At 33.5% G+C, this 26,426-nt stretch carries 28 protein-coding genes; 25 read left to right on the plus strand and 3 right to left on the minus strand.

All coding sequences use genetic code 11. The features are described 5' to 3' along the window. Positions 1–16 precede the first annotated feature (16 nt). Both dnaN and dnaA read right to left on the minus strand, forming a co-directional pair. Positions 17–1,117, minus strand: coding sequence for a DNA polymerase III subunit beta (gene dnaN, locus ACS3UD_RS13420; protein ID WP_308139127.1), 1,101 nt, complete (start codon positions 1,115–1,117; stop codon positions 17–19). 243 nt (positions 1,118–1,360) lie between these two features. After that, positions 1,361–2,701 carry a chromosomal replication initiator protein DnaA gene (dnaA, locus tag ACS3UD_RS13425; RefSeq protein ID WP_308139126.1) on the minus strand — a complete coding sequence of 447 codons (1,341 nt, stop codon included), beginning with the start codon at positions 2,699–2,701 and terminating at the stop codon, positions 1,361–1,363. A gap of 463 nt (positions 2,702–3,164) precedes the next feature. On the opposite strand from dnaA, the gene rpmH reads away from it, so the two are divergent. The 15 genes from rpmH (at position 3,165) to ACS3UD_RS13500 (ending at position 16,817) form a co-directional block, all read left to right on the plus strand. Beyond that, complete coding sequence (gene rpmH / locus ACS3UD_RS13430) at positions 3,165–3,299, plus strand: 50S ribosomal protein L34 (RefSeq protein ID WP_308139125.1); 135 nt, start codon at positions 3,165–3,167, stop codon at positions 3,297–3,299. Positions 3,300–3,357: 58 nt separating this feature from the next. Next, a complete protein-coding gene (gene rnpA / locus ACS3UD_RS13435) occupies positions 3,358–3,699 on the plus strand; it encodes a ribonuclease P protein component (protein ID WP_308139124.1) in 342 nt (113 codons plus the stop codon). After that, positions 3,692–3,901 carry a membrane protein insertion efficiency factor YidD gene (gene yidD / locus ACS3UD_RS13440; protein ID WP_213924111.1) on the plus strand — a complete coding sequence of 70 codons (210 nt, stop codon included), beginning with the start codon at positions 3,692–3,694 and terminating at the stop codon, positions 3,899–3,901. The genes rnpA and yidD overlap by 8 nt, the downstream gene beginning before the upstream one ends. A gap of 12 nt (positions 3,902–3,913) precedes the next feature. Then, on the plus strand, positions 3,914–4,732 hold the full coding sequence (locus ACS3UD_RS13445) for a YidC/Oxa1 family membrane protein insertase (protein WP_308139123.1): 819 nt from the start codon (positions 3,914–3,916) through the stop codon (positions 4,730–4,732). Next, complete coding sequence (gene jag / locus ACS3UD_RS13450; protein ID WP_308139122.1) at positions 4,733–5,359, plus strand: RNA-binding cell elongation regulator Jag/EloR; 627 nt, start codon at positions 4,733–4,735, stop codon at positions 5,357–5,359. It begins immediately after the preceding gene. 168 nt (positions 5,360–5,527) lie between these two features. Further along, positions 5,528–6,907, plus strand: coding sequence for a tRNA uridine-5-carboxymethylaminomethyl(34) synthesis GTPase MnmE (gene mnmE / locus ACS3UD_RS13455; RefSeq protein WP_308139121.1), 1,380 nt, complete (start codon positions 5,528–5,530; stop codon positions 6,905–6,907). A 17-nt stretch (positions 6,908–6,924) separates the two neighbouring features. Further along, positions 6,925–8,814 carry a tRNA uridine-5-carboxymethylaminomethyl(34) synthesis enzyme MnmG gene (gene mnmG, locus ACS3UD_RS13460; RefSeq protein WP_308139120.1) on the plus strand — a complete coding sequence of 630 codons (1,890 nt, stop codon included), beginning with the start codon at positions 6,925–6,927 and terminating at the stop codon, positions 8,812–8,814. 14 nt (positions 8,815–8,828) lie between these two features. Further along, positions 8,829–9,542, plus strand: coding sequence for a 16S rRNA (guanine(527)-N(7))-methyltransferase RsmG (gene rsmG, locus ACS3UD_RS13465; protein WP_308139119.1), 714 nt, complete (start codon positions 8,829–8,831; stop codon positions 9,540–9,542). 13 nt (positions 9,543–9,555) lie between these two features. After that, positions 9,556–10,344, plus strand: coding sequence for a nucleoid occlusion protein (gene noc / locus ACS3UD_RS13470; RefSeq protein ID WP_308139118.1), 789 nt, complete (start codon positions 9,556–9,558; stop codon positions 10,342–10,344). Between the two features lie 11 nt (positions 10,345–10,355). Next, a complete protein-coding gene (locus tag ACS3UD_RS13475; protein ID WP_308139117.1) occupies positions 10,356–11,117 on the plus strand; it encodes a ParA family protein in 762 nt (253 codons plus the stop codon). Between the two features lie 10 nt (positions 11,118–11,127). Beyond that, on the plus strand, positions 11,128–11,976 hold the full coding sequence (locus ACS3UD_RS13480; protein ID WP_308139116.1) for a ParB/RepB/Spo0J family partition protein: 849 nt from the start codon (positions 11,128–11,130) through the stop codon (positions 11,974–11,976). Between the two features lie 334 nt (positions 11,977–12,310). Further along, the gene (nuoE, locus tag ACS3UD_RS13485) at positions 12,311–12,796 is read left to right on the plus strand and encodes an NADH-quinone oxidoreductase subunit NuoE (protein WP_374049907.1); all 486 of its coding nucleotides are present in this window, start codon (positions 12,311–12,313) and stop codon (positions 12,794–12,796) included. 10 nt (positions 12,797–12,806) lie between these two features. Continuing rightward, the gene (locus tag ACS3UD_RS13490) at positions 12,807–13,169 is read left to right on the plus strand and encodes a (2Fe-2S) ferredoxin domain-containing protein (RefSeq protein WP_213926060.1); all 363 of its coding nucleotides are present in this window, start codon (positions 12,807–12,809) and stop codon (positions 13,167–13,169) included. Positions 13,170–13,196: 27 nt separating this feature from the next. Further along, positions 13,197–14,987, plus strand: a complete 1,791-nt coding sequence (nuoF, locus tag ACS3UD_RS13495) for an NADH-quinone oxidoreductase subunit NuoF (RefSeq protein WP_308139115.1) — start codon at positions 13,197–13,199, stop codon at positions 14,985–14,987. A gap of 18 nt (positions 14,988–15,005) precedes the next feature. Then, positions 15,006–16,817, plus strand: a complete 1,812-nt coding sequence (locus ACS3UD_RS13500; RefSeq protein ID WP_308139114.1) for an NADH-dependent [FeFe] hydrogenase, group A6 — start codon at positions 15,006–15,008, stop codon at positions 16,815–16,817. 93 nt (positions 16,818–16,910) lie between these two features. Here the strand turns inward: ACS3UD_RS13500 and ACS3UD_RS13505 are convergent, their stop codons facing one another. Next, the gene (locus ACS3UD_RS13505) at positions 16,911–17,567 is read right to left on the minus strand and encodes an HAD family hydrolase (protein ID WP_308139113.1); all 657 of its coding nucleotides are present in this window, start codon (positions 17,565–17,567) and stop codon (positions 16,911–16,913) included. Between the two features lie 417 nt (positions 17,568–17,984). Here ACS3UD_RS13505 and ACS3UD_RS13510 point away from each other — a divergent pair, with 417 nt between their 5' ends. The 10 genes from ACS3UD_RS13510 (at position 17,985) to ACS3UD_RS13555 (ending at position 26,421) form a co-directional block, all read left to right on the plus strand. After that, a complete protein-coding gene (locus ACS3UD_RS13510) occupies positions 17,985–19,253 on the plus strand; it encodes a dihydroorotase (protein ID WP_308139112.1) in 1,269 nt (422 codons plus the stop codon). A 57-nt stretch (positions 19,254–19,310) separates the two neighbouring features. Further along, on the plus strand, positions 19,311–20,453 hold the full coding sequence (locus tag ACS3UD_RS13515) for an aminotransferase class V-fold PLP-dependent enzyme (protein ID WP_308139111.1): 1,143 nt from the start codon (positions 19,311–19,313) through the stop codon (positions 20,451–20,453). A gap of 146 nt (positions 20,454–20,599) precedes the next feature. Continuing rightward, entirely contained in the window at positions 20,600–21,670 is a 1,071-nt protein-coding gene (locus ACS3UD_RS13520) for a DUF5711 family protein (protein ID WP_308139110.1), read from the plus strand. 30 nt (positions 21,671–21,700) lie between these two features. Continuing rightward, entirely contained in the window at positions 21,701–22,366 is a 666-nt protein-coding gene (locus ACS3UD_RS13525) for a CvpA family protein (RefSeq protein ID WP_308139109.1), read from the plus strand. Positions 22,367–22,375: 9 nt separating this feature from the next. Continuing rightward, entirely contained in the window at positions 22,376–22,984 is a 609-nt protein-coding gene (gene yedF / locus ACS3UD_RS13530) for a sulfurtransferase-like selenium metabolism protein YedF (RefSeq protein ID WP_308139108.1), read from the plus strand. A gap of 11 nt (positions 22,985–22,995) precedes the next feature. Next, complete coding sequence (locus ACS3UD_RS13535) at positions 22,996–23,217, plus strand: DUF951 domain-containing protein (protein ID WP_308139107.1); 222 nt, start codon at positions 22,996–22,998, stop codon at positions 23,215–23,217. 240 nt (positions 23,218–23,457) lie between these two features. After that, the gene (pyrB, locus tag ACS3UD_RS13540) at positions 23,458–24,384 is read left to right on the plus strand and encodes an aspartate carbamoyltransferase (RefSeq protein ID WP_213926050.1); all 927 of its coding nucleotides are present in this window, start codon (positions 23,458–23,460) and stop codon (positions 24,382–24,384) included. Beyond that, on the plus strand, positions 24,384–24,809 hold the full coding sequence (locus tag ACS3UD_RS13545) for an aspartate carbamoyltransferase regulatory subunit (protein ID WP_308139106.1): 426 nt from the start codon (positions 24,384–24,386) through the stop codon (positions 24,807–24,809). The genes pyrB and ACS3UD_RS13545 overlap by 1 nt, the downstream gene beginning before the upstream one ends. A 17-nt stretch (positions 24,810–24,826) precedes the next feature. Next, complete coding sequence (gene pyrF / locus ACS3UD_RS13550) at positions 24,827–25,702, plus strand: orotidine-5'-phosphate decarboxylase (protein WP_308139105.1); 876 nt, start codon at positions 24,827–24,829, stop codon at positions 25,700–25,702. Continuing rightward, entirely contained in the window at positions 25,699–26,421 is a 723-nt protein-coding gene (locus tag ACS3UD_RS13555; protein ID WP_308139104.1) for a dihydroorotate dehydrogenase electron transfer subunit, read from the plus strand. The genes pyrF and ACS3UD_RS13555 overlap by 4 nt, the downstream gene beginning before the upstream one ends. Positions 26,422–26,426 lie beyond the last annotated feature (5 nt).

A 26,426-nucleotide genomic window follows, 5' to 3' on the forward strand; every position in this document is an offset into this window, starting at 1 on the left:
TTAAGAAAATACTTGCTTAGCTTATTCTTACAGGCAGCACCATGTACACATAATCTTGTTTGCCCTCTTCAGTTATAAAGCATGGATTATTAACCCCTATTAAATTTAGTGATATCTTTTCGCTGTCAATAATTTTTAGAAAGTCCAATAGATATTTTGAGTTAAATCCTATTTTTATATTTTCTCCTTCTTTTTCAACCGGTACATTTTCTTCTACATTTCCGTATTCGGAAGCAGAATTGATTTTCATACTGTTTTCTTTTACTTCTAAAATAATTAAATTGTTTTTATCATCTTTAGCAAGAAGTGAAGCCCTCTCCACACTATTTCTTATGTCTGAAGTTTCCGCTTTTACTACTGTTACATAATTATCTTTTATTATTCCCTGATAATCAATAAATTTTCCATCCAGAAGATTAGAAATAATAATTGTGTTTTCCATTTTGAAGCTTATATGGCTTTCGGATATAGTTATTTCTGTATTTTCTTCATTTTCTTCAATAACTCTCAAAATTTCCAACAAAGTCTTTGATGGAACAACTACAGAAACTTCTCCTTCAAAATTAATCTTTTCTTTTTTAACTGCCATTCTATAGCCATCCAAAGCCACGAATGTGCACATATTATTTTTAATCTCTACCAAGCACCCTGTAAAAATTGGCTTTATATTTTCCTGTGCAGCTGCAAAACACGTATGTTTAATTAAACTTTTCAATGATTCAAGTTTAATAGAAAATGATTTTCCTTCGTTATCAAATGTGTTATCCGGATATTCCGATGCCGAATTACCTAAAATATTAATTTCAGTATTAAGACACTTAATCTCCATATTGTTATTATCCATTGTTTCAATATGAACATAAGAATTAGCCGGAAGTTTTCTTACAAAATCACCTATAAGTCTTGCCTGTATTACAATAGAACCTTCTTCTTCAACTTCGCATGGAGAATATGTTTTTATACCTAAATCAAGATCTGTTGCCGTAAGTACAAGCATGTTATTTTTAGCTTCAATTAATATGCCTGACAAAATAGGAAGTGGTGTTCGGGATGTTACGGCTTTTTGTACAATATTAATGCTTTTATTAAGTTCATTTTGGTTTATTTTTATTTTCATCTTTTAGCTCCTTTTATAAAAAATGTGCACAACTAAAAAAGTGTAAAATCCTTAGTAGATATAAATAAAATATAATAGTAATTGTAGTAGGCAATGTTAATTTGTTGAAAAGTCATTTTTGCATTTAATTTCTAACTAACTAAGAAAGAAATTTCATGTGGATAGTTTTGAAAATATGAAAAAGTTATTAACTGCCTATATTTTTTTGTCAACAGCAACTAACTTTTTGTCAACAGGTTGTTCCTAATTATTAAGCATGGAAATCAAATCATCAATATTCTTTTTTACTTCCTGACTGTTTTCTATATCTTCTTCCACTTTATTGCATGCATGAAGAACAGTTGAGTGATCTCTGCCTCCAAATTCATCACCTAGTTTAGGAAGAGACAAGTTTGTGAGTTTTCTTCCTATATACATTGCAATTTGCCTTGGATAGGCTATGTTTTTTGTCTTTTTCTTTGATACTATGTCTTCCATCGATATATTATAGTAGTTTGAAACTACTTCTTTTATATCGTTAATAGTAATTTTTTTGTTATTTGAAATTAAATGTTTTAGAGCTTCCTGAGCCAGTTCCAGCGATACTTCCTTTTTATTTGTCAAAGAAGCATATGCGTATATTCTTATAAGAGCTCCTTCAAGTTTTCTTATGTTTGATTGAATATTTTGAGCGATATATGATATAACATCATCTGGAACATCATAATTTTCGGCTTCTGCCTTTTTCCTAAGAATGGCTGTTCTTGTTTCATAATCAGGTGGCTGAATATCAGCTATAAGTCCCCATTCAAAACGTGAACGAAGCCTGTCTTCCAATGTAGGTATCTCACTTGGAGGATTATCGCTGGATACTATTATCTGTTTATTAGCTTCATGGAGGGCATTGAATGTATGGAAAAATTCCTCCTGAGTACTTTCTTTTCCCGCAATAAACTGAATGTCGTCTACAAGAAGCACGTCAGCTCTCCTATAAGTATTTCTAAACTCCTCGTTTTTACCGTCTTTTATTGAGTTAATCAAATCGTTGGTAAATTTTTCAGATGTAACATAAAGTACGTATGCTTCAGGATTATTATCTAGTATATAATGTCCAATTGCATGCATTAAGTGAGTTTTACCAAGGCCTACACCCCCGTACAAAAATAGTGGGTTGTATGCTGTTGAAGGTGCTTCCGCAACAGCAAGTGAGGCAGCATGTGCAAATCGGTTACTGTTTCCTATTATAAAATTATCAAATCTGTATTTTGGATTTAATTTTCTTCCATTACTATTAATAGAATCAGAATCCTCGGTGGAGTTGTTTAAATTATTTTTTTTATTATCTTCCTTTTCAAGATTTTCTCCTGGCACCGTAAAAATAAGTTCAGTATCTTTTTTTAATACATATGTAAAAGCATTTTTCAGAAAGTTGTAATGTCTTTTTTTCAATGTATTTTTTAAAAATTCATCTGCTGTTTCCAAATAAATGGTGTTATTTTTATATGCAACTATTTTAAGGGGTTTGAACCAAGTATTAAAACTGACTTGATTAGTGTCCTCTTTGACAATCTCGAGGACTTCATTCCATAATTCTTCAAAGTTCATAATATCCTCCGGTTGTTGATAAAAAAAATTAACATTTTGTTAATAAAAAGTGATGCTTTTTGATAAAATATATGATATAAACAATTGTTTATAAAAAATATAAACAATCTAAATATATGATTAATCAATGTTTCTCATAATCTGTTAACAAGTTGTCCATAAATGAGCAACATAAAAAAAGTTATCCACAGGTATATATCATAGTAACATTTTTTATCCACAATTTCAATTTTATTTTTTTTATTTCAAAAAATATTTGCAATATTTATGAAAATATAGTATAGTACAATAGCTATAATTTAATTTATGCAAGTTTACTTGCAGTTAATGTGTAGACGTAACTTAATGCGGTAAATTATAATATTTTTAAGAGTTGACACAGTAATTTAAAAATATTATAATTTAAAAACATGAAAATTTAGGATATTGATATAGATATCTGTATTACAAGGAGGTGTTTCCGGTGAAAAGAACTTATCAGCCAAAAAGAAGACAAAGAAGCAGCGAACATGGATTTTTAAAAAGAATGAGCACAAAGTCTGGAAGAAATGTTTTAAAGAGAAGAAGGGCAAAAGGTAGAAAAAGATTGTCAGCATAAGGCCGCATTTGTGGCCTTTTATTCCAATTAGAAATATCTGGACATTTAAGGTAAATAAATGATAATAATAAAAAAAAATACAGAGTATAAAACAGTATACAATTGTAATAATTCGATTTCCGATTATAACCTTGTTCTATTTGTTAAAAAAAATAGTTTCGGAATCAGCAGATTTGGATTTACTGCTGCAAAAAAAATAAAGAAGGCAGTATCAAGAAATTTTATAAGAAGAAGGCTTAAGGAAATAGTCAGGTTAAATGAACAAACTATTAAACAAGGCTATGATATTGTTATAATGGCAAGAGTCAATGCAGTAGAATCGGATTACAGAAGTTTGGAAAAATCATTTAATAAGTTGATGAAAAGAAAAAATTTATTAAAGGGTGATTTAAATAAGTAGAATATTGATTTTTCTTATAAGGGTATATCAGAAATTTTCTTCGAATTACGGAGTCAGACATTGCAGGTTTTACCCGACATGTTCTCAATATTTTGTGGAGGCACTACAAAAATACGGTTTCATTAAGGGATCTTACTTAGGTATAAGAAGAATACTCAGATGCCATCCCTTTAACCCCGGAGGATACGATCCTTTGAAATAATACGGAGGAGTTATGAACTTAGATTTTATCGCAAAGCCCATGGGCATGCTTGTTAAATTATTATACAATATGGTATCCGGATTGGATACGGAGTTTGTTTCTGCATATGCAATTGCAATAATATTATCAACAATAATATTCAAGGCGATTATGCTGCCTCTTACGGTAAAGCAGACAAAATCAATGAAAAAAATGCAAGAAATGAATCCTAAAATAAAAGAGCTTCAAGAGAAATATGGAAAAGATCCTCAGACTCTTCAAAGAAAGCAAATGGAGTTATACAAAGAAGCAAACTACAGTCCTTTTTCGGGATGTTTGCCTATGCTTATTCAATTTCCAATAATTATTGCTTTCTTTTATGTAATAAGAGAGCCTGTGCAATTTGTTTTTCAAGATCAAGCATTTTTTGATTCAATAAACAAATCCTTTTTGTGGATAAAAGATTTAGGTTTTACTGAAAATCATGTCTTTGTTGCTGCAGATGTAGCAAAGGGTGTACATGAAAACTTAGTTGATATGGTTAACGGCTTATCTATGGGCGGTATGGCATTGCCTTTTGTAGGAGCAGCTGTTCCTATATTAGCAGCTGTTTCTGCTCTTACAACTTATTTCACCACAAAGATGACATCATCATCACAGCCTTCAGTTAATGAACAGCAGCAAGCGACACAAAAATCCATGAATATGATGATGCCTGTAATGATTTTTATATTTGGTATCCAGTTCCCTGCAGGTTTGGGTTTATATTGGGTTGTATCTAATGTGTTCCAATTGGCACAACAATATTTTATTATGAATTCGTCCAAAAATCCTAAGGAGGAATTAAAATAGATGAAAAGTATAACTATTGAAAAGGCTACTGTCGATGAAGCTGTTAAAGCTGCGTTAGAAGAACTCGGAGCTGAGAGTGATGAAGTCGAAGTTGATATAATCAACGAACCGTCAAAAGGTTTGTTTGGTTTAATAGGAAGCAAGAATGCAAAAATAAAAGTAACTATTACAAACGGTCCGGAAGAAAGAACAAAAAAGTTTTTTGAAGTGTTATTGAAAAAAATGGACATAGAAGCCGATTACAAGGTAGTTTTATCAGACAATGTATTGAAAGTTGATATAGTTAAAATTGATGAAGATGATAAAGGAATAATTATCGGAAAAAGAGGCAAAAATTTAGACGAAATTCAATTTCTTTTAAATTTAATTGTAAACAAGGGAAGACAAAATTACGTAAGAGTTATTTTTAATGTTGAAGACTATAGAGCAAAAAGAGAAGAAACATTAAAAAAACTGGCAAATAAGATGGCCGATAAATGCAGATACTATAAGCATAAGGTAAGATTGGAACCCATGAATCCATATGAAAGAAGAATTATTCATTCGACTTTACAGGATACGGCCGATATAATAACTTATTCGGAAGGTGAAGAACCTTACAGAAAAGTTGTTATAGATTTAAAATAGCAGAATTTTTAATAACCCGGACAAACCCGGGTTATATTTTTTAAGTAGCGTTTTAGCTTGTTAGCATGATTCTTTAAAAAAGTAATAAAGGAATATAAATACAAATTATTATGTACATTTATTGATTATTAATGTAAAATATATATGATTGAAAGAAGCGGTGGTAAAATGAATTCAGGTACAATAGCAGCAATTGCTACGTTTCCGGGCAATGCAGGCATTAATATCATAAGAATAAGCGGAAGTGATTCTTTAAATATTGCGCATAAAATATTTATGGGTAAAAACGATGAAATGAATAAAAAATTAGCCTTAAAACCAAGGTACCTTCATTATGGTTTTATTGTTGATAAGAACGGAAAGGTTATTGATGAGGTATTATTGTCATACATGAAAGCTCCTCATACTTATACCAGAGAAGATATTGTTGAAATTAACTGTCATGGGGGTATTATCTCCGCAAAGAAAATACTTGAAGTTGTTCTTGAGCAAGGGTGCAGACCTGCGGAAAGAGGAGAATTTACAAAGCGAGCTTTTCTGAACGGAAGAATAGATTTGACTCAGGCAGAAGCTGTTATTGATATTATAAATTCTAAGACAGACACCAGCCATGAAATTTCAGTTAACCATTTGGAAGGAAGACTTTCCAGGGAAATAAACGGACTTATAAGCATAATAATGGATCTTCTTGCAAATATAGAAGTAAATATCGATTTTCCGGAATATGATGAGGACGAAGTAACAATTTCAAAAGTAAAAAGTGAGAGTAAGATTATAATCGAAAAGCTTAAAAGACTCATTAATACTGCAGATACGGGTAAAATTTTCAGAGAGGGCATTAAGACAGTTATTTTAGGTAAGCCGAATGTTGGCAAATCTTCACTTATGAATTTTTTATTGAACGAAAACAGAGCAATAGTTACGGAAGTGCCGGGAACAACAAGAGATACAATTGAAGAGTATGTAAACATCAAGGGTGTTCCTTTGAGAATTATTGATACGGCAGGTATAAGAGAAACCGATGACAAGGTTGAAAGAATAGGTGTCGAAAAAGCGCTGCAAAAAGTTAATGAAGCTGATTTAGTAATAATGATTTTTGATTCTTCGAGAAAAATGGAAGAAGAAGATAAAAAAATACTGGATTATATTAAAAATAAAAAGGTTATATATATAAAAAATAAGACTGATCTGAAAAACATTATTGATTTTAGTGGTTATGAGGATATAGAAACAGAAGCAATAAATATATCAATTCTTAATAATCAGGGTTTGGACGATATAATTGATAAAATAGTACGAATGTTTTTTGAAGGAAGTATAGATGTAAGTGATGAACTTATTATAAACAACGCAAGACATAAAAACTTGCTCATAAATGCAAAAAACAGTCTGGAGGAAGTGTTAAAATCAATTGAAAATCATGTGACTATTGATTTTCTGGAAATTGATTTAAAACAATCTATGGAATATCTGGGTCTGATTGTAGGTAAGTCTGTAAGTGACGACTTAATGGATAAAATATTCAATGAATTTTGCATAGGCAAGTAATTAGAAAGAGGAATGAAATGGAAGACAGAGTAAAAAATTTTCTTGCTGAAAGTGTGGATGTTATAGTTATTGGGGCAGGTCATGCAGGGTGTGAGGCAGCGCTGGCAAGTGCACGTCTTGGAATGAATACTGTAGTTTTGACCATGAGCTTGGATTCTATAGCCATGATGCCTTGCAATCCAAATATAGGAGGCACGGCAAAAGGACATCTGGTAAGGGAAATAGACGCACTTGGCGGAGAAATGGCTTTAAATATTGATAAAACTATGATACAATGTAAGATGCTTAATCGTTCAAAGGGACCGGCAGTACATTCTTTAAGAGCTCAGGCTGACAAAAAAAAATATCATACTGAAATGAAAAAGGTTTTGGAAAACCAAGAAAATCTTAAAATTTTGCAGTCAGAGGCAATAAAAATTGAATTGCTGGAAGACGGGACCTTTAACGTATATACGAAACTGGGATCATATTACAATACTAAAGCCGTTATAGTAACAACGGGTACGTACTTAAAGGGAAAAATATATATAGGCGAACTGAACTATTCGTCGGGTCCTGACGGATTAGCCCCTGCAAATGACCTTTCACAATCATTGATGGATTTAGGAATAGATTTAAGAAAATTCAAAACAGGAACTCCGGCAAGAATACATTCTGATTCTATAAATTACGAAATAATGGAAATGCAGACAGGTGATAAAGAAATAATTCCATTTTCATTTATGAATGACAAAGTAGATATAGAACAGGTACCATGTTATATAACCTACACAACAGAAAAAACTCATAATATTATAAGAAATAATCTTGTCAGATCACCTCTTTACGAAGGTGTTATAAAAAGTGTCGGTCCTAGGTATTGCCCGTCAATTGAAGATAAGGTAGTGAAATTTGCAGATAAAGAAAGGCATCAGCTTTTTGTGGAACCTGAAGGGTTAGATACTAAGGAAATGTATATTCAGGGCATGTCGTCATCTTTGCCGTACGAAGTGCAGATTGCAATGTACAGATCTATGATTGGTCTTGAAAAATCAGAAATTATGAGACCGGCATATGCAATAGAATATGACTGTATAGATCCGACACAGCTTAAATTAAGTTTGGAACTGATTAGTATAAAAAATTTATTTTTTGCCGGACAGGTCAACGGAAGTTCCGGTTATGAGGAAGCGGCTGCTCAGGGATTAATTGCCGGAATTAACGCTTCTATGAGCCTTCAAGGGAGAGAACCTCTTATACTGGATCGTTCGGAAGCATATATAGGTGTATTGATAGATGACTTGGTTACAAAAGGAACGAATGAACCTTACCGAATGATGACGTCAAGGGCGGAATACAGGCTTTTATTAAGACAGGACAATGCTGACGAAAGACTTACTGAAAAGGGGCATAAAATAGGTCTTGTGACAGAAGAGAGATATAAAAAGTATGAAAATAAGAAAATGCAAATTGAAAGTGAAATTGGCAGGCTGAAGAGTATAAAAATAACTCCGAAGTCTGAAGTTAATAAAATATTAGAGAAAATAGGAAGTGTTCCGCTTAAAATGCCTACAACTCTGTATGAGCTTATAAAAAGAGTGGAATTGAACTATGATAATACATCTGAGCTTGATGAAGAAAGAATGCCGTTAAAGAAAGAAATTAAGGATTATGTAGAAACGGTCATAAAATATGAAGGATATATATCCAAGCAGATAAATCAGGTAGAACAGTTTAAAAAGCTTGAAAACAAGAGAATTCCAAAGAGTATTGACTATGACAATGTAAAGAGCCTGAGATTGGAAGCAAGGCAGAAGCTTAATAAAATCAGACCGGATTCAATCGGCCAGGCTTCAAGGATATCGGGAGTATCACCTTCAGATATTAATGTGCTTTTAATTTATTTAATGACTTACAATAACGATTAAATAAGGAGAATGCCTTGATAAAAACATTGGAAGAGGGATTTAAACAACTAAATATACCATACAACGATGAAATTGAAAATAAATTTGTAAAGTATAGAGATCTTTTGAAAGAATGGAACCAGAAAATTAATATAACATCCATAGATGATGATGAAGAAATTTATGTTAAACATTTTTTAGACAGTATTTTACTGTTGGAAAACAACCGCAAAAATGAAATAAAAAGCCTTATAGATGTAGGTACAGGCGGTGGTTTTCCTGGATTTCCTTTAAAAATTGTCAATGATGGCTACAAAGTCACTCTTTTAGACAGTTTGAGAAAAAGAATAGACTTTCTTGATGAAGTAAAAACAGAACTTATGCTTGAAAATGTTGAACTGATACACGGAAGAGCTGAAGATTACGGCCAAAGCAAAAAATACAGAGAGAAATTTGATATCTGCGTATCCCGTGCTGTTGCACCTTTAAACATACTTTGTGAATATTGCCTTCCGTTTGTTAATGTAGGTGGTTACTTTGCCGCATACAAAAGTGAAAATATTTCCTCGGAAATTTCTGATTCTGAAAATGCCATAAAAAAATTGGGGGGAAGAATAAAAGAAGTAAGGGAAGTCAGTTTGCCGACCACAGATATTGTCAGAAAGATAGTTATAATTGAAAAGTATGAACAAACAAACGCAAAATACCCGAGAAAAGCGGGAAAACCAAGTAAAGATCCATTAGTGTAAGGGGGAGAGTTATTTGATAAGCAATATAGTCAATATAGATGTTAATAAAATAATTCCTAACAAGAATCAACCAAGAAAAATTTTTGATGGTAAAGCCTTGGAGGAGTTGAGCCAATCTATAAAAAACTATGGTATTATACAACCTATAACTGTCAGAAAAATTTATGATGATATTTATGAAGTAGTAGCCGGTGAAAGACGCTTGAAAGCTGTAAAACTGTTAAGTATGGAAACAATTCCCGCAGTAGTTATTGAGGTAAAGGAAGAGGAATCTGCTGCTATGGCACTTATTGAGAATCTTCAGAGAGAAGATCTTGATTTTATTGAGGAAGCAATGGCATTTGAAAGACTTATCGATGATTTTAACTTAAACCAGACTAAGCTGGCGGAAAAGCTGGGCAAATCACAATCGACTATTGCAAATAAAATGAGAATTTTAAAGCTGCCGGAATCGGTTAAACAAAAAATCAGGCAGGGGGGCTTAAGCGAGCGTCATGCTAGGGCTCTTCTAAAATTAAACGATGAAGAACTTCTTTTAGATATAGTAGATAAAATTATAAATAAGGATCTAAACGTAAGTGAAACTGAAAAGCTTGTAAATTCAATTTCAGAAGATATTAATAAAAAAAAGATGAGGGACAAGCGTTACGTACGGAACTTTATAAATTATAAAATATATATCAATACTATAAAAAATGCTTATAATGAAATTGTCAAAACCGGTATAGACGCAAAATTCGAACAGGGGGAGTCGGAAGACTTCATAGAAATAAAGGTTAAAATTCCTAAAAAAAGTTTGTAGAAGGTGATTAAGTGGCTAAAGTGATAAGTGTATTCAACCAAAAAGGCGGTGTGGGTAAGACAACGACAAATGTAAATCTATGTACTGCGTTGGCTCTCAAGGGTAAGAAAGTTCTCAGCATTGATATAGATCCGCAGGGTAACTCAACAAGCGGTTTTGGCGTAGATAAAAACAGTCTTGAAAATACGATTTATGATGTGTTGATTGAGAATTTTGACATAAATAAGATAGTGTATGCCACAGAAGTAGAAAATCTTGATTTAATTCCATCGAACATACAACTTGCCGGAGCGGAAATAGAGCTTACGAATACGAAGTACAGAGAAAAAACATTAAAAGAAAAAATAAATTTAATTGATAAAAGTTATGATTTTATAATTATAGACTGCCCTCCGTCACTTGGTTTATTATCATTGAATGCACTTACAGCTTCAAACACAGTACTTATACCAATTCAATGTGAATATTACTCATTGGAAGGTGTAGGACAGCTTATAGATACAGTGAAACTTGTCAGAAAAACATTAAATCCAAAACTTGATATAGAAGGAGTTCTTCTTAATATGTATGACGGAAGAACAAACTTATCTGCTCAGGTAGTGGAAGAAGTGAAGAAATATTTTAAAAATAAAGTATACAAAACTGTGATACCAAGAAATGTAAGGTTAGCTGAAGCACCAAGCTTTGGTCAGCCCATAATGCTCTATGATGTAAATTCAAAGGGAAGCGAAGCATATATAAAGCTATCTGAAGAATTAATTAAAAACAATTAGGGAGGACAATATGGCAGCAGCAAAAAGAAAAGCCTTGGGCAGAGGTTTGTCGGCATTGATACCGGAAGATCTGGAAAAAGAAGATAATCAGAGAATTAAAGAAATTGATACGAACTTAATATGTCCGAATCCAAATCAGCCCAGAAAAATATTTGAACAAGACAAGCTTGATGAGCTGACAGAGTCCATTAAAAAGTATGGAATTATACAGCCTATAATTGTTAGAAAAGACGGAGATTTTTATGCCATCATTGCAGGAGAAAGAAGATGGAGAGCATGTAAAAATGCCGGTATTAAAAATATACCCTGCATTGTGAGAGATATAGAAAATAAAAATGCTTCAGAAATTGCGCTGATTGAAAATATACAGCGAGAGGATTTAAACCCAATTGATGAGGCAAATGCATATGAATTTGTTATGCAGCACTATGGTATAACACAAGAAGAAGTTTCAAATATTGTTGGAAAGTCAAGAGTGTATGTTACCAATATAATGAGGCTGTCAAAACTTGATGAATATGTAAAAAATAAAATTGTATCAAATGAAATTTCAGCGGGTCACGGCAGGGCAATGCTGAGTCTTTCTCCTGATAAGCAAGTAGCAATGACAGATAAAATAATAAAAGATAACCTAAGTGTCAGGGAAGTTGAAAATTTAGTAAGGAATTCTAAAAAAACAAGACGAAAAGTTTATCCTGAAAAGGATAAATACATTGTTTATGTTGAAGAAATGTTGACTGAACGGTTTTCTTCTAAAGTTAATATAAAAAAAGCTAAAAATAAAGGGAAAATAGAGATAGAGTACATAAACAACGACGATTTAAACAGAATACTTGATCTATTAAAAATAGAAGAATAATCACTGCATGAGAGCAGTGGTTTTTTTATATGCCAAATTTTAATTATAAATATTTAATGCATAAAGAGATGGAATGTGATATAATATTTGAAAACGATAACACGAGAAGCTGTTTTACAAAAAATACTAAAAATTGAAGAAAATTTAACAATTTAAGTATGATAAAAATAATTATATATGTGGTACAACATATGGAATATTAACAAAAATTTGAATTAGCGATTTTGTTAAAAACTTGTATTAATATTAATTAAGATTAATGATTGACATTATGTTAACAATTTTATATAATGTTGTATATATTTGCGTAAAATGTAGGGAGGTTATTATTTTGATTAAAGGTCTTGATGTAAAAGCCAACGAAAAACAGTTTATAATGCTTAAAGAGTGTATTGATTCAATTAGAGACACTCAAGGTGTTTTAATGCAAACGTTGCATGAGGCACAGAAAATTTTTGGTTATCTGCCAATTGAAGTTCAAAAGTTTATATCACATGAGCTTGATATTCCCCTAGCAGAGGTTTTTGGTGTTGCGACCTTCTATACGCAGTTTTCCATTGAACCCAAAGGCAAGCATACAATAGGTGTATGTCTCGGGACAGCATGTTATGTAAAGGGTGCGCAACAGGTTTTGGACAAGTTATCTAAAGAACTGGATGTGGCTGTAGGAGGAACGACATCAGACAATTTATTTACGCTTGAAGCTACAAGGTGCTTGGGGTGCTGCGGCCTTGCTCCTGTAATGATGATAGACGGTGATGTGTACGGCAAGCTTGAACCTAAAAAAATACCTGAAATATTATCTAAATACAAGGCATAGGAGGCATATTATGAAATCTTTAGAAGAATTAAAAAAGTTAAGAGAAGAAGCGATTAAAAATGTTGAAATGCGAAATTCAGATAAGGATATCAGGGTTGTTGTAGGAATGGCAACTTGCGGTATTTCCGCAGGAGCAAGGCCTGTTTTGACAACACTGGTTGAAGAAGTTGCTAAAAGAAATCTAAAAAACGTGCAGGTAGTTCAGACAGGCTGTATAGGCATGTGCACATATGAGCCGATAGTTGAAGTTTATGCTCCGGGTAAGGAAAAGGTAACATACATTCATGTAAATCCTGAAAAAGCAAAGAGAATTGTATCAGAGCATTTAGCAAACAACAACATTGTACGTGAATATACAATAGGTGCTGAATAGCAGTTCTTAAGAAATGGAGGAGAAACTATGAAAATTTTCAGATCACATGTCTTGGTTTGCGGCGGAACAGGATGCAGTTCTTCTAAATCAGCTTTAATTAGAGAGAGATTTGAAGAAAAAATAAAAGAAGTTAATTTAGATAACGAAGTGCAGGTTGTAGTTACCGGATGTTTCGGACTTTGTGAAGAAGGACCGGTTGTTATTATTTATCCAGAAGGTACTTTTTATGCAAGAATGACGGTTGACAGAGTTGATGAAATAGTTGAAGAACATTTGTTAAAAGGAAGGATTGTCCGTAAGTACCTGTTTGATGAAAGTGCTAAAAATGAGCAAATTACACCTCTTAGTGAGGTTGGATTTTATAAAAAACAAAAAAGAGTGGCATTGAGAAACTGCGGATTAATAAATCCGGAAAATGTTCAGGAGTATATTGCAAGGGATGGTTATATGGCACTTGGTAAGGTGCTCACCGAAATGACTCCTGAAGAAGTTGTTAAACTTGTAAAAGATTCAGGGCTAAAAGGAAGAGGAGGAGCAGGGTTCTCCACGGGGATGAAATGGAGTTTTGCTGCACCTAATAAAGCTGATCAAAAATATGTTATATGTAATGCTGATGAAGGTGATCCTGGAGCATTTATGGACAGAAGCGTTTTGGAGGGCGACCCTCATGCAGTATTGGAAGCAATGGCAATAGCCGGATATGCAATAGGTGCTACAAAAGGATTTATATATGTGAGAGCAGAATATCCCATAGCCGTTCACAGGTTAGAAGTTGCAATTAAACAGGCAAAAGAACTTGGACTTTTAGGAAAAAATCTATTTGGAACAGATTTTGATTTTGATATAGAAATAAGACTTGGCGCAGGAGCGTTTGTCTGTGGGGAAGAAACTGCATTAATGCAGTCTATTGAAGGAAAAAGAGGAATGTCAAGAAATAAGCCTCCTTTCCCGGCTAATAAAGGATTGTGGGGAAAACCTACAATTATAAACAATGTAGAAACGTTGGCAAATGTACCTCAGATAGTTCTTAACGGACCTGAATGGTTCAGAAGCTTCGGTACAGAAAAATCGCCAGGGACGAAAGTATTTGCCCTGGGAGGAAAAATTAATAATACCGGCCTTGTTGAAGTTCCTATGGGAACAACTTTAAAAGAAGTTATATATGATATTGGAGGCGGTTGTCCAAACGGTAAAGAATTTAAGGCAGTTCAGACTGGAGGACCTTCAGGCGGATGCTTGACGAAAGATCACTTGGATATACCTATAGATTATGACAATTTAATCGCTGTGGGCTCAATGATGGGCTCCGGAGGTATGATTGTTATGGATGAAGATAATTGTATGGTTGATATAGCCAGGTTTTTCCTTGATTTCACAGTCGACGAATCATGCGGCAAATGTACACCGTGCCGAGAAGGAACAAAGCGAATGCTTGAAATTCTTGATAAAATTACAGAAGGAAAAGGAACAATGGAGGATTTAGACAGACTGGAAAAGCTTGCAATGAACATTAAAGAAACATCTCTTTGCGGCTTGGGACAGACTGCTCCAAATCCGGTGCTTTCAACATTGAAATATTTCAGAGATGAATATGAAGCACATGTAGTTGAGAAAAGATGTCCTTCAGGTGTATGTCAATCACTGTTAAAATATATTATAACAATGGATTGCAGAGGCTGTACAAAATGTTCAAGAATTTGTCCGGTTGGAGCAATTGAAGGTAAGGTTAAAGAAGTTCATGTTATCGATCAGGATAAATGTATTAAATGCGGTTCATGTATGGATGCTTGTACATTCCATGCCATCATCAAGAAATAAGAAAGGCTGGTGTTAAATATGGATAAAGTGAATGTAACTATAAACGGGATACAGGTAAGTGTACCTAAGGACTACACTGTATTAATGGCAGCCAAAGAGGCTGGAATAGATATACCTACACTGTGTTTCTTGAAAGACATAAATGAAGTAGCTGCATGCAGAGTATGCGTGGTAGAAGTTGATATAAAAGGAGTTCCAATGAGGAATCTTCCTGCTTCTTGTGTTCTGAAGGTACAGGATGGAATGAACGTTAGAACAAATACTGCAAAGGTTAGAAATGCAGTTAGAATGAATGTTGAATTAATTCTTGCAAATCACAACAGAGAATGTCTGACATGCTTGAGAAACGGAACTTGTGAACTTCAAAAATTATGTGATGAGCTGGGGATTAAAGACATAGAATTCCAGGGAGAAAAAAGAGAATCTAAAATTGATAATCTTTCACATTCAATCATCAGAGATGCATCAAAGTGCATACTTTGCGGAAGGTGTGTAAGCACATGCAGAGACGTTCAGGGAATAGGGATTCTTGATTTTACAAAAAGAGGATTTAATACTGAAGTTGCCCCGGCATTTGGATATAGCATGAAAGATGTGCCATGCGTATATTGCGGACAGTGCATACAGGCATGTCCGGTTGCGGCGCTTCGTGAAAGAACCTATATAGATGATGTGTGGGATGCAATAGATAATCCTGATAAATACGTTGTTGTACAGACAGCTCCGGGTGTAAGAGCATCTTTGGGCGAAGAGTTTGGGTATCCTGTGGGAACAGACGTTACGGGTAAAATGGTTGCGGCCTTGAGAAGACTTGGATATGACAAGGTATTTGATACTAACTTTTCTGCAGACCTTACAATATTGGAGGAAGGAACAGAGCTTTTAAGCAGAGTTAAAAACGGCGGAAAACTTCCTATGATAACGTCATGCTCACCGGGATGGATTCGTTTCTGTGAAATAAATTATCCTGATTTTCTTGATAATCTTTCAACTTGCAAATCGCCTCAGCAAATGTTTGGTGCTATTGTAAAATCGTATTATGCAGAAAAAATGGGAATTGATCCGGAAAAAATGGTATGTGTATCTATAATGCCTTGTACTTCAAAGAAAACTGAGGCTAACAGGCCTGAAATGGAAGTCGACGGTGTTCGAGATGTAGATTTTTCTCTTACAACAAGAGAACTGGGAGATATGATAAAACAGGCAAGAATTAACTTTAAAAATCTTCCAGATGAGCAGCCTGACAGCATATTGGGCGAATATACAGGTGCCGGTGCGATATTTGGAGCAACAGGTGGAGTAATGGAAGCAGCACTTAGAACTGTTGCGGATATATTGACAGGAAAAGATTTAGATGACATTGAATATAAAGGTGTAAGAGGTATCGAAGGAGTGAAGGAAGCATCAGTGGTTCTTCCTATAGACGGAAAAGATACAGAGGTGAAAGTTGCTGTTGCACATGGAACTGCAAATGCGGCAAAAGTTCTGGAATCAGTAAAATCCGGCGAAAAGCAGTATCATTTCATAGAGGTAATGGCATGTCCGGGAGGATGCGTCCACGGAGGCGGCCAGTCTCACGTATCTGCTAAGGAAAGACTTGAAGTAAATCCAAAAATAAAAAGAGCAGATGCACTGTACGAGCTTGATAAATCACTTCCTCTCAGAAAATCACATAAAAATCCTGAAGTGATGAAGCTGTACGAAGAATTCCTTAAAGAACCAAACGGACATTTATCTCATAAACTGCTTCATACGCACTATGCTAAGAGAGATGCGTATGTTGTAGAACAAGAAGAAGAATTTGAAAAAATGCTTGAAAAAATAAAATAAATGTTAAACGTCTTTCTTTCAGTATTCCGAAAGAAAGACGTTTTTTTAATTATGATTATATCTGTGTTAAGCTAGGTTGTTAGGTATTTGGAGCTATGATAGGATAATGTCGGTCATTTCAGAGATATCAGAAGCAATATAATCAGCTTCTTCACGTTCTAAAGATTCGCGCGATCTAAAGCCCCATGTAACACCCAATGATTTTGTGCCTGCATTTTTAGCTGTATTTATATCAACTTCAGTGTCACCAATGTAAATGCACTCTTCTTTTTTTAATCCAAGGTCATTTATTATTTCAATCAAAGATGCAGGGTCAGGCTTTGCTTTATAACCTTCTTTTAGTCCGGATACAAGCTGGATTTTATTGCCAAAAAAATGCTTACAAAGCTTTAAGGTAAAATTATGCGGTTTATTTGACAAAATAGCCGTTATAATATTACTAGAATTTAATTTGTCCAACATTTCAATAACACCATTAAAGGGTTTTGTGTTGTCCATCATATGAACATCATAAAATTTATTGAAGTATATAAGAAATTTTTTGACTATTTCATCCTGTTCAGATCCAAAAAATTCATTTACTATTATTTCAATTGATTTAACTCGTCCTAAACCAAGCATTAACATATACTTTTGAGAATCAATCTTTGGAAGGTTAAATTTAGATAAGGCATAGTTACAGGACCTTTCTAAATCTTTAGCCGAATTCATTAATGTACCGTCCAGATCAAATATTGCAGCTTTAAACATTTTAGCCTCCATAAATTTAGTAATTACATATTAACATATTTTAAAAAGGATTATCATCCTTTTATTAAAAATATATGCTAAAATACTGAGTTTCCATCTGATTCAAACTGAGAATTTAATTTATACGGGAGCTGATTTGACTAATGATTTTTTTATATATTTAGAATTTGTATTTATTATAAAAATGAAATATTTTTATAGAAGCCACAAAGCAATAACTTTATGCATTGTTTTAAGCATAATGAAAAAAGCTGAAACACACGTATTTCAATGCATTCAAGCCTTATTTGTTTTTAAAGCGGCCAAAGAAAGGATTATGTGTTAATACGTATCAAAAAGGATTATTAACAATAGTTCTTTTACTAAATAAACGGATATGATATAATAATTGCAAATAAATTAACAGGGAAGAATTGTATGATGCTCATAAAAAACGGTAGAATAATAGATCCTGAGTCTAGAAGAGATGAAGTGGCAGACATCTTGATTGAAGATAAAATTATAAAAAAAATAGATAAAAACATCAATGAAGAAGGTATTGATTGTATTATTGATGCAGAAGGAATGGTAGTTTCTCCCGGTCTGATAGATGTGCATGTGCATTTCAGGGATCCAGGATTAACGTATAAGGAAGATATCACAACCGGTTCAAGAGCTGCAGCTAAAGGCGGATTTACAACAGTAGTGTGTATGGCTAATACTAAACCTGCAATTGATAACATTGATACTATGGAATACGTTTTAAAAAAAGCTGAAGAATCTCCTATTAATGTGCTTCAGACGGCAGCAATAACTAAAGGATTAAAGGGCGTAGAGCTTACTGATATGAGTACTTTGTCAAGGTCAGGAGCAGCAGGATTTACAGATGACGGCTTCCCTTTGATGAATTCAGAAATTGTTTTGAAAGCTATGGAGGCAGCAAAAAAACTAAATGTTCCTGTAAGTTTTCATGAAGAAGATCCAAATTTGGTCATTAATGCCGGGATTAATGAAGGAAAAATCTCAAAGGCTTTAAATATAAAGGGCGCTTCACATCTTGCGGAAGATGTTATGATTGCAAGGGATTGTTTGCTTGCTTTGAAAACAAAAGCAAAAGTTAATATTCAACATGTGAGTTCAGGTGAAGCAGTTGATATTATAAGATATGCAAAATCAAAAGGTGCAGATATTTATGCCGAGGCCTGCCCGCATCATTTTGTTTTGACCGAGGAAGATGTGCTAAAATACGGTACAAATGCAAAGATGAATCCACCCTTAAGAACTGAGACGGATAAGTCAGCTCTTATTGAAGGATTGAAGGATGGAACCATAAATATTATTGCGACAGACCATGCGCCTCACAGCTTTGATGAGAAGCAGGCTGAATTCACAAGCGCGCCAAGCGGAATTATCGGGTTAGAAACGGCATTGGCACTTGGAATAACCTACTTGGTTAGAAATAATAAACTGACACTTATGGAACTGTTGGAAAAAATGACAGTTAATCCGGCTAATCTATACAATTTAACATCTGGGAGAATTAAGGAAGGATTAGCAGCCGATTTGTTAATATTTGATTTTAATGAAAAGTGGGTTGCTGATAATTTTTATTCCAAATCAAAAAATTCTCCGTTTATTGGATGGGAGCTTTACGGAAAGGTTAAATATACTATTTGCGCAGGTGAAACAGTATATGCGGATAAATGATTATCAAACACTTAATTTAAAACATATAATATAATAAAAATATAAGCAGGTGATAGTATGATTTATTTTGACAATGCAGCAACAACGTATCCTAAGCCAAGAACTGTATATCAGAGCGTTATGGCAGCAATGACGGAATATGGAGCAAATCCGGGAAGAGGAAGTCACGCGATGGCCATAGAAGGAGCTAGAGTTATTTATGAAACTCGGGAACTGTTGGCTCAACTGTTTAATTTGGATGACCCTATGAGAGTTATATTTACTTTTAATGCTACAGATGCTTTGAACCAGGCAATAAAGGGAGTATTGAATCCGGGAGATCATGTGGTAACCACAACTATGGAACACAATTCGGTGCTGCGCCCTATTAAGGAGATTGAGAAACAAGGTGTGGAAAATACAATCATCCAATGTGCAAGCGACGGTAGGGTAAATGTAAAGGATATTGAAGCAGCTGTAAAGGAAAATACAAAATTGGTTGTTACCACTCATGTATCAAATTTAACTGGAACAATAATGCCCATAGAGGAAATCGGACAGATGTGCAAGAGAAAAAATTTGCTATATCTTGTTGACGGTTCTCAGAGCGCAGGAGTTCTTGATATTGATATGAAAAAATATAATATAGATTTGTTGGCTGTGCCAGGTCACAAAGGATTACTTGGACCTCAGGGAACAGGCGCTCTTCTTATTAACTGTGATTCTGTAATCAGACAGTTAAAGGAAGGGGGGACAGGCAGTGAATCCAGCAGCATGATACAGCCTGACTTTTATCCTGATAAACTTGAATCAGGTACTCACAATCTTCCGGGTATTGCAGGGTTGAATGCAGGAATAAAGTATATATTAAACAAGGGCACAAAATCGATTTACAGCCACGAAAAAAAACTTATAGACCTATTCATCAATGAAATAAAAAAGAACCCTAAAATTAAAATATACGGCCCTGAAGACATTGACTACAGATGCGGCGTTGTTCCTATAAATATTGAAGGGATAGATTCATCGGATGTAGCTTATAGATTGGATACTGAGTACGGCATAGCAGTAAGGCCGGGACTTCATTGTGCACCTCTTGCTCATAAGACTATAGGAACTGATAAAATTGGCGCTGTGAGATTTGGGGTAGGGCCTTTTAATAAAAAGTCTGAAATTTTAGCAGCAGCAAAAGCTTTAAATGAAATTTCTGCTAATCAATAATTTATCAGAAAAATGGATATTTTAAAAAAATTAAAAACAAGAAAATTTTATTTTGATTTTCTTGTTTTTATTTATTTAATTAATTTTTAATGCAATGTTATAATAAATTTGATATAATATGGTAAATTAATATTTAGGATAAAAATATGAAGAAACTGATTTCATCAATAGTATTTCTTTTTATACTTCTTTTCGTAATAATATTTTTTATATATGGAAAAAAAATATTATATTTATTAGATGAAAAAAAGGTGTATCGTGTAAAAGATATAGAGAACGTCAATATAGAAACTCTTAGTGATAATAAATTTTTTAATAATGGTATTATAACATATAATAATCAAAAAATATTTCACTTTGATTATAGCGGAAATTTAGTATGGTCAAATGAAGATTCAGAATTTTTAAAGCAAGTTTTTGTTATTGAAAATGGGATTTTTATAAATGTAAAGAATACAATAGAGATTCTTGACAAGAACAATCAAAAGTATGTAATACCTGAAATTGATGGAGATATTGTAAATGTTTCACGTGAAAATCATAAAACATTTATGATTACAAAAAATGGCTCAGGGCAAAATTCCCTTTATATTATGAATGAAAACAATGAGCTGGAAGTAGATAACAAAAACTTTGAAGATAATATAACCGGTGTATCCATAAGTGATAAGTCTGAGGCGTATTCAATTATAACCTTGAAATTTAACGATGGAGTGATAAGTAATTCGATATATTTTAATTTACTGGATGATGTTGAACTTTGGAGCGCTGACATAGATGGCGAAATTTTGATAAAAACTAAAATTGTTAATAACAATGTTATTGCAATAGGCACAAAAAATGTTTATTATTTTAATACTAACGGAAAATTGATGTGGAAGAACAGTATATATAATAAAATAACTGACTGTGCTGTAAGCAAGGAAAATAAAAGAATATACATACTGTATGAAAAGGATGGTAGTACTGAATTAATATCGTATAATTTTGAAGGGAAAATATCATCTATATATAAGACACCGGCAGAGGTGAAAAAAATAAAAGCATATAAAGATATGCTGTTTGTGTATAATGATAAAAATATTTACTTGGCGCATGGAACAAAGATAGACAAAGTATATGAGGACTCGCAAAGTGGCATTTTTGATTTCATTACTGAAGACAAAAATATTCGTATCTTATCTAAAAATAAGCTTGTTACCGGACAATTAAAATAAACTATGTACCAATGATAAAAGGAGGTTAAAATGAATTATATTGATATATTGATAATTATTTTCGTGGGTTTTGCATGCTTTCAAGGTTATAGAAGAGGTTTTATAAAGACACTGTTTGATACATTAGGGGTAATAATATCATTCTTCTTAAGCAAGCAGTTCTATTATATAGTTGAGGAATTTCTGCTAAACAACACAAAGCTTTTTGTAAAGGTGCATAATTTTTTAGAAAGCAAAATGTCAGAAAGACTTATGGAGTCATTTCAGGAAAATTCACACATACCTTTGGAACTTAAAAATGTAATCAGTAATATTATTAGTTCAGGAAATGCAGCCGGTACTGATACATTTGCTGTTTATGTAGATAATATAAGCATTATATTGATAAGATCTATAAGCTTTGTAGTAACATTTCTGATAATATATGCAATATTGGTGCTTCTTTCAAACATAATTAATGTTTTATTTAAACTTCCTATTTTAAATATGGCAAACCGGTTTTTCGGAGCTGGAACAGGACTTTTAAAAAGTGCTATAATATTATATATAGTTTTTGCTCTGAGTTCTCCATTGATTGGTTTTATGCAGGAAAGTGCCTTGTCAAAGAGTATTCTAAATTCTGAATCAAGCAAAATATTTTACGATAATAATATAATATTAAATTATTTATCATATAAAGGATTTTATAATAACTAGGAGGTAAAGATGAAAATAGTAGATGCAAGAGGGAAAGCATGCCCACAGCCTGTATTAATGACAAAAAAAGAGGCAGATGCAGGAGAAGTTGAACTAACAGTAATTGTTGATAATGAAACAGCTAGGGAGAATATATTGAAACTTGGAAGCAAACTTCAATTTACCAGCTCGGTTGAGAAAAAAGATGATGGTATCTATATACAATTTGCAAAGGGTAGTTCCGGTTTGCCAGAGGGCTCTGCTACGAACTCAGTAGGTTCAAAGCAGGTTAACATGGCTGGTGAAAAAAAAGGATTTGTCGTTGGCAGTGATAAATTGGGTAAAGGATCAGATGAATTGGGAAAAATATTAATGAAAAGTTTTCTTTACACAATATCAGAAACAAAACCATATCCTGAATTTATTATATTTTTAAACTCAGGAGTTAAGCTTACGGTGTCTGGGTCGGAATCATTGGATGATTTAAGAAAGATTGAACAGGCAGGAGTAAAAATTGTTTCATGTGGAACATGTTTAGATTTCTTTGAAATTAAGGACAAATTAGAGGTCGGTAGCATATCAAATATGTATGATATTGTTGAACTGATTACTGAATCAGATAATGCCGTAATGGTATAAGGAGTTAAATTATGCCAATGCAATTAAATGTAGGTGACATTGTAAAACTAAAAAAGAAGCATCCGTGTGGCGGATATGATTGGGAAATACTCAGAGTTGGAGCTGATTTCAGAATAAAATGCACCACTTGCGAAAGACAAATCTGGTTACCAAGGCGTGAGGTTGAAAGAAGAATAACTAAAATAGTCAGTCAGGCACCGTCGGAACAAGATGATAATGATGCAAACAACTAAATATTCTATTGACATGCTCAGGGAAATAGTATAATATGATTAAAAAGTAAATAACCTTTAATCCGGCACAGAGAGGCTGGGAAGGACAAACAATTATGTAAGATTTTAAAGTCTTCCTTGCTGAGTGCGGAAGACTTTTTTCAATTCAATGTGATTTATGATTAAATTAAATACTGTGAATTAGAATTAATGATATGGTAATACTTTAAAGTAGTCCTGAGAGGCTAAAAAGGAGGATATATGTTAAAAGGAAGAAGCTTGATAGAACCATTAGATTTATCATTAGAAGAATTAGATGAAATATTAAATTTAGCGGATTCAATAGCATCAAATCCGGTTGAGTTTTCCGATGTTTGCAAGGGGAAGGTGCTTGCAACAATGTTTTATGAGCCAAGTACAAGAACCAGGTTAAGTTTTGAAGCGGCAATGATCAGGCTTGGAGGCAGGGTTTTGGGATTTTCATCGGCGGAATCAAGTTCAGCTGCAAAAGGAGAAAGTGTTGCGGATACTATAAGGACAGTTGCATGTTATGCCGATATCGCAGCAATGAGACATCCTAAGGAAGGAGCGCCCAAAGTTGCGGCAATGAGTACAGACATGCCGGTTATAAACGCAGGTGACGGAGGTCATCAGCATCCTACCCAAACATTAACAGACCTATTAACCATCAGATCTTTAAAAGGAAGACTAAATAATTTTACCATCGGTCTTTGCGGAGACTTGAAATTTGGAAGAACAGTCCACTCACTTATAAAAGCATTATCAAGATTCAAAAATATCAAATTTATATTAATTTCACCTGAAGAGCTTAAAATTCCCGATTATATAAGAGAAGAAATCTTAATTAAAAACAATATTGAGTTTGAAGAAGTTGAAAGAATAGAAAATGTTCTGGAAGACTTAGACGTACTTTATATGACAAGGGTGCAAAAGGAAAGATTTTTTAATGAAGCTGATTATGTAAGATTAAAGGACAGCTATATATTAAATGCGGAGAAGCTGGAGAAAGCTAAAAGTGACATGATAATTCTTCATCCTCTTCCAAGGGTAAACGAAATATCTGTAGAAGTGGATAAAGATCCAAGAGCGGTATATTTTAAGCAAATGAAGTTTGGTATGTTTGTAAGGATGGCACTTATAATGAAATTATTGGGGGTGGAGAAATAATGTTAAAAATAGACAGCGTTGAAAAAGGCCTGGTACTTGACCACATTCAGGCAGGCAAGGCAATGGAAATTTATAAATATTTAAATCTTGATAAGATGGATTGTAGTGTTGCAATAATTAAAAATGCTAAAAGTAATAAAATGGTTAAAAAAGATATAATAAAAATTGAAAATAATATTAATATGGATCTTAAAGTTCTTGGGTTTATTGATCCTAATATTACTGTAAATGTAATTGAGCATGGAGAAATTATTGACAAAATAAACTTAGAGCTTCCTGAAGAAGTCGATAATATTGCAAAATGCAAGAATCCACGATGTATTACATCAGTAGAGCGGGGAATTGTTCATAAATTCAAATTAACTGACAAATCAAAGGTAGTATATCGATGCGTTTACTGCGATACAGCGTATGAACAGAATTAATTGATATGGAGGAATAGATGTTAGCAGATAAATTATTTGAACAGGTTTCGGAAAAAGGTCATGTTTGTGTGGGGCTGGATACGGATTACAGTTATTTGCCTAGAAGTTTCGCAGAAAAATTTAAGTCGAAGGGCGAGGCTGTTTTAAGCTTTAATAAAGAAATAATTGATTCTACCGGCGATGTAGCTGCTTGTTTTAAGGTTCAGATAGCATACTATGAAGCTCTGGGATTAGAAGGAATGAAAGCTTATTCGGAAACGCTGAAGTATATAAAGGAAAAAAAATATATTTCGATAGCTGACATAAAAAGAGGAGATATATCTAAGACTGCGGAAATGTATGCAAAGGCTCATTTTTCAGGTGATTTTGAAGCAGATATTGTTACTTTAAATCCATATATGGGCATAAATGACAGCTTGGAACCATTTATTAAGTACATTAAGGAAGGAAGCAAGGGAATTTTCGTATTGGTAAGAACATCTAATAAGGGTGCTAAAGATTTTCAATATATATCAAATAGTGAGAAAACTCCTTTATATGAAACTGTTGCAGAAAAAGTTGAAGAACTGGCTGCGAAAAATTTGGGCAAGCACGGATTCAGCTCAATAGGAGCAGTTGTAGGAGCTACAAATGTTGAAGAAAGTTCAGTTTTGAGAGAAAAGTTAAAGTCAGCCTTCCTGTTGATACCAGGGTATGGAGCGCAGGGAGGAAAAGCTGAAGACATTGCAGCGTATCTTATAAAAGGAAATGGTGCTGTTGTTAATTCATCAAGAGGAATTCTGTTGGCATACAAAAAACAAGAAAACGGAGACAAAAATTTTAGTTTATGTGCTAGGAACGAAGCAATAAGGATGAGAGATGATATAAAATCATTTATCCGGGAGGAGAAATGAAAGTAGTTAGGAGCAAAATAGCGGAGAATCAAGCCATAGCAGATAAAATATTTAGATTATCAGTAGAATTTGAAGGGGAAATTAACCCAGGACAATTTTTTATGCTCAAAACAACTGATAATGCATTTTTATTGCCAAGGCCGATAAGTGTTCATGACAACTGTGAAAGCAGAGCAGTATTTTTGTACAGGGCAGAAGGTTCTGGTACAACTAAAATAAGTACAATGAAAGCCGGAGATGAATTGCAGTTGTTCGGCCCTCTGGGAAATGGATTTGATTTAGGTAAATTGAATGGCAGGATTGCAGTTGTCGGTGGCGGTATTGGAGCAGCACCGCTTTTGTATCTGACAAAAAAGCTAGGAAATAATGCGGATGTTTATCTTGGATTTAAAGATTGTGTGTATACTGTGGAAGAATTCAAAAAATTTGCAAGTAATATGTTGATAACTACAGAAGACGGAAGCTATGGTGAAAAAGGTTATGTGACAGATTATATTGATTATGGTGCTTATGATGTTGTTGTAACCTGTGGGCCGGAGATAATGATGAATAAAATTATGGCCGAGTGCAAAAAAAATAATATTGCATGCTATGTTTCGCTAGAAAGAAGAATGGCCTGTGGCATAGGAGCTTGCCTTGGATGTGTCGTTATGACTAAGAACGGAAATAAAAGGGCATGCAAGGACGGCCCGGTATTTTTTTCAGAAGAACTGATATGAGGGTA

Source organism: Sedimentibacter sp. LTW-03 (assembly GCF_052059825.1).
Classification (GTDB): domain Bacteria; phylum Bacillota; class Clostridia; order Tissierellales; family Sedimentibacteraceae; genus Sedimentibacter.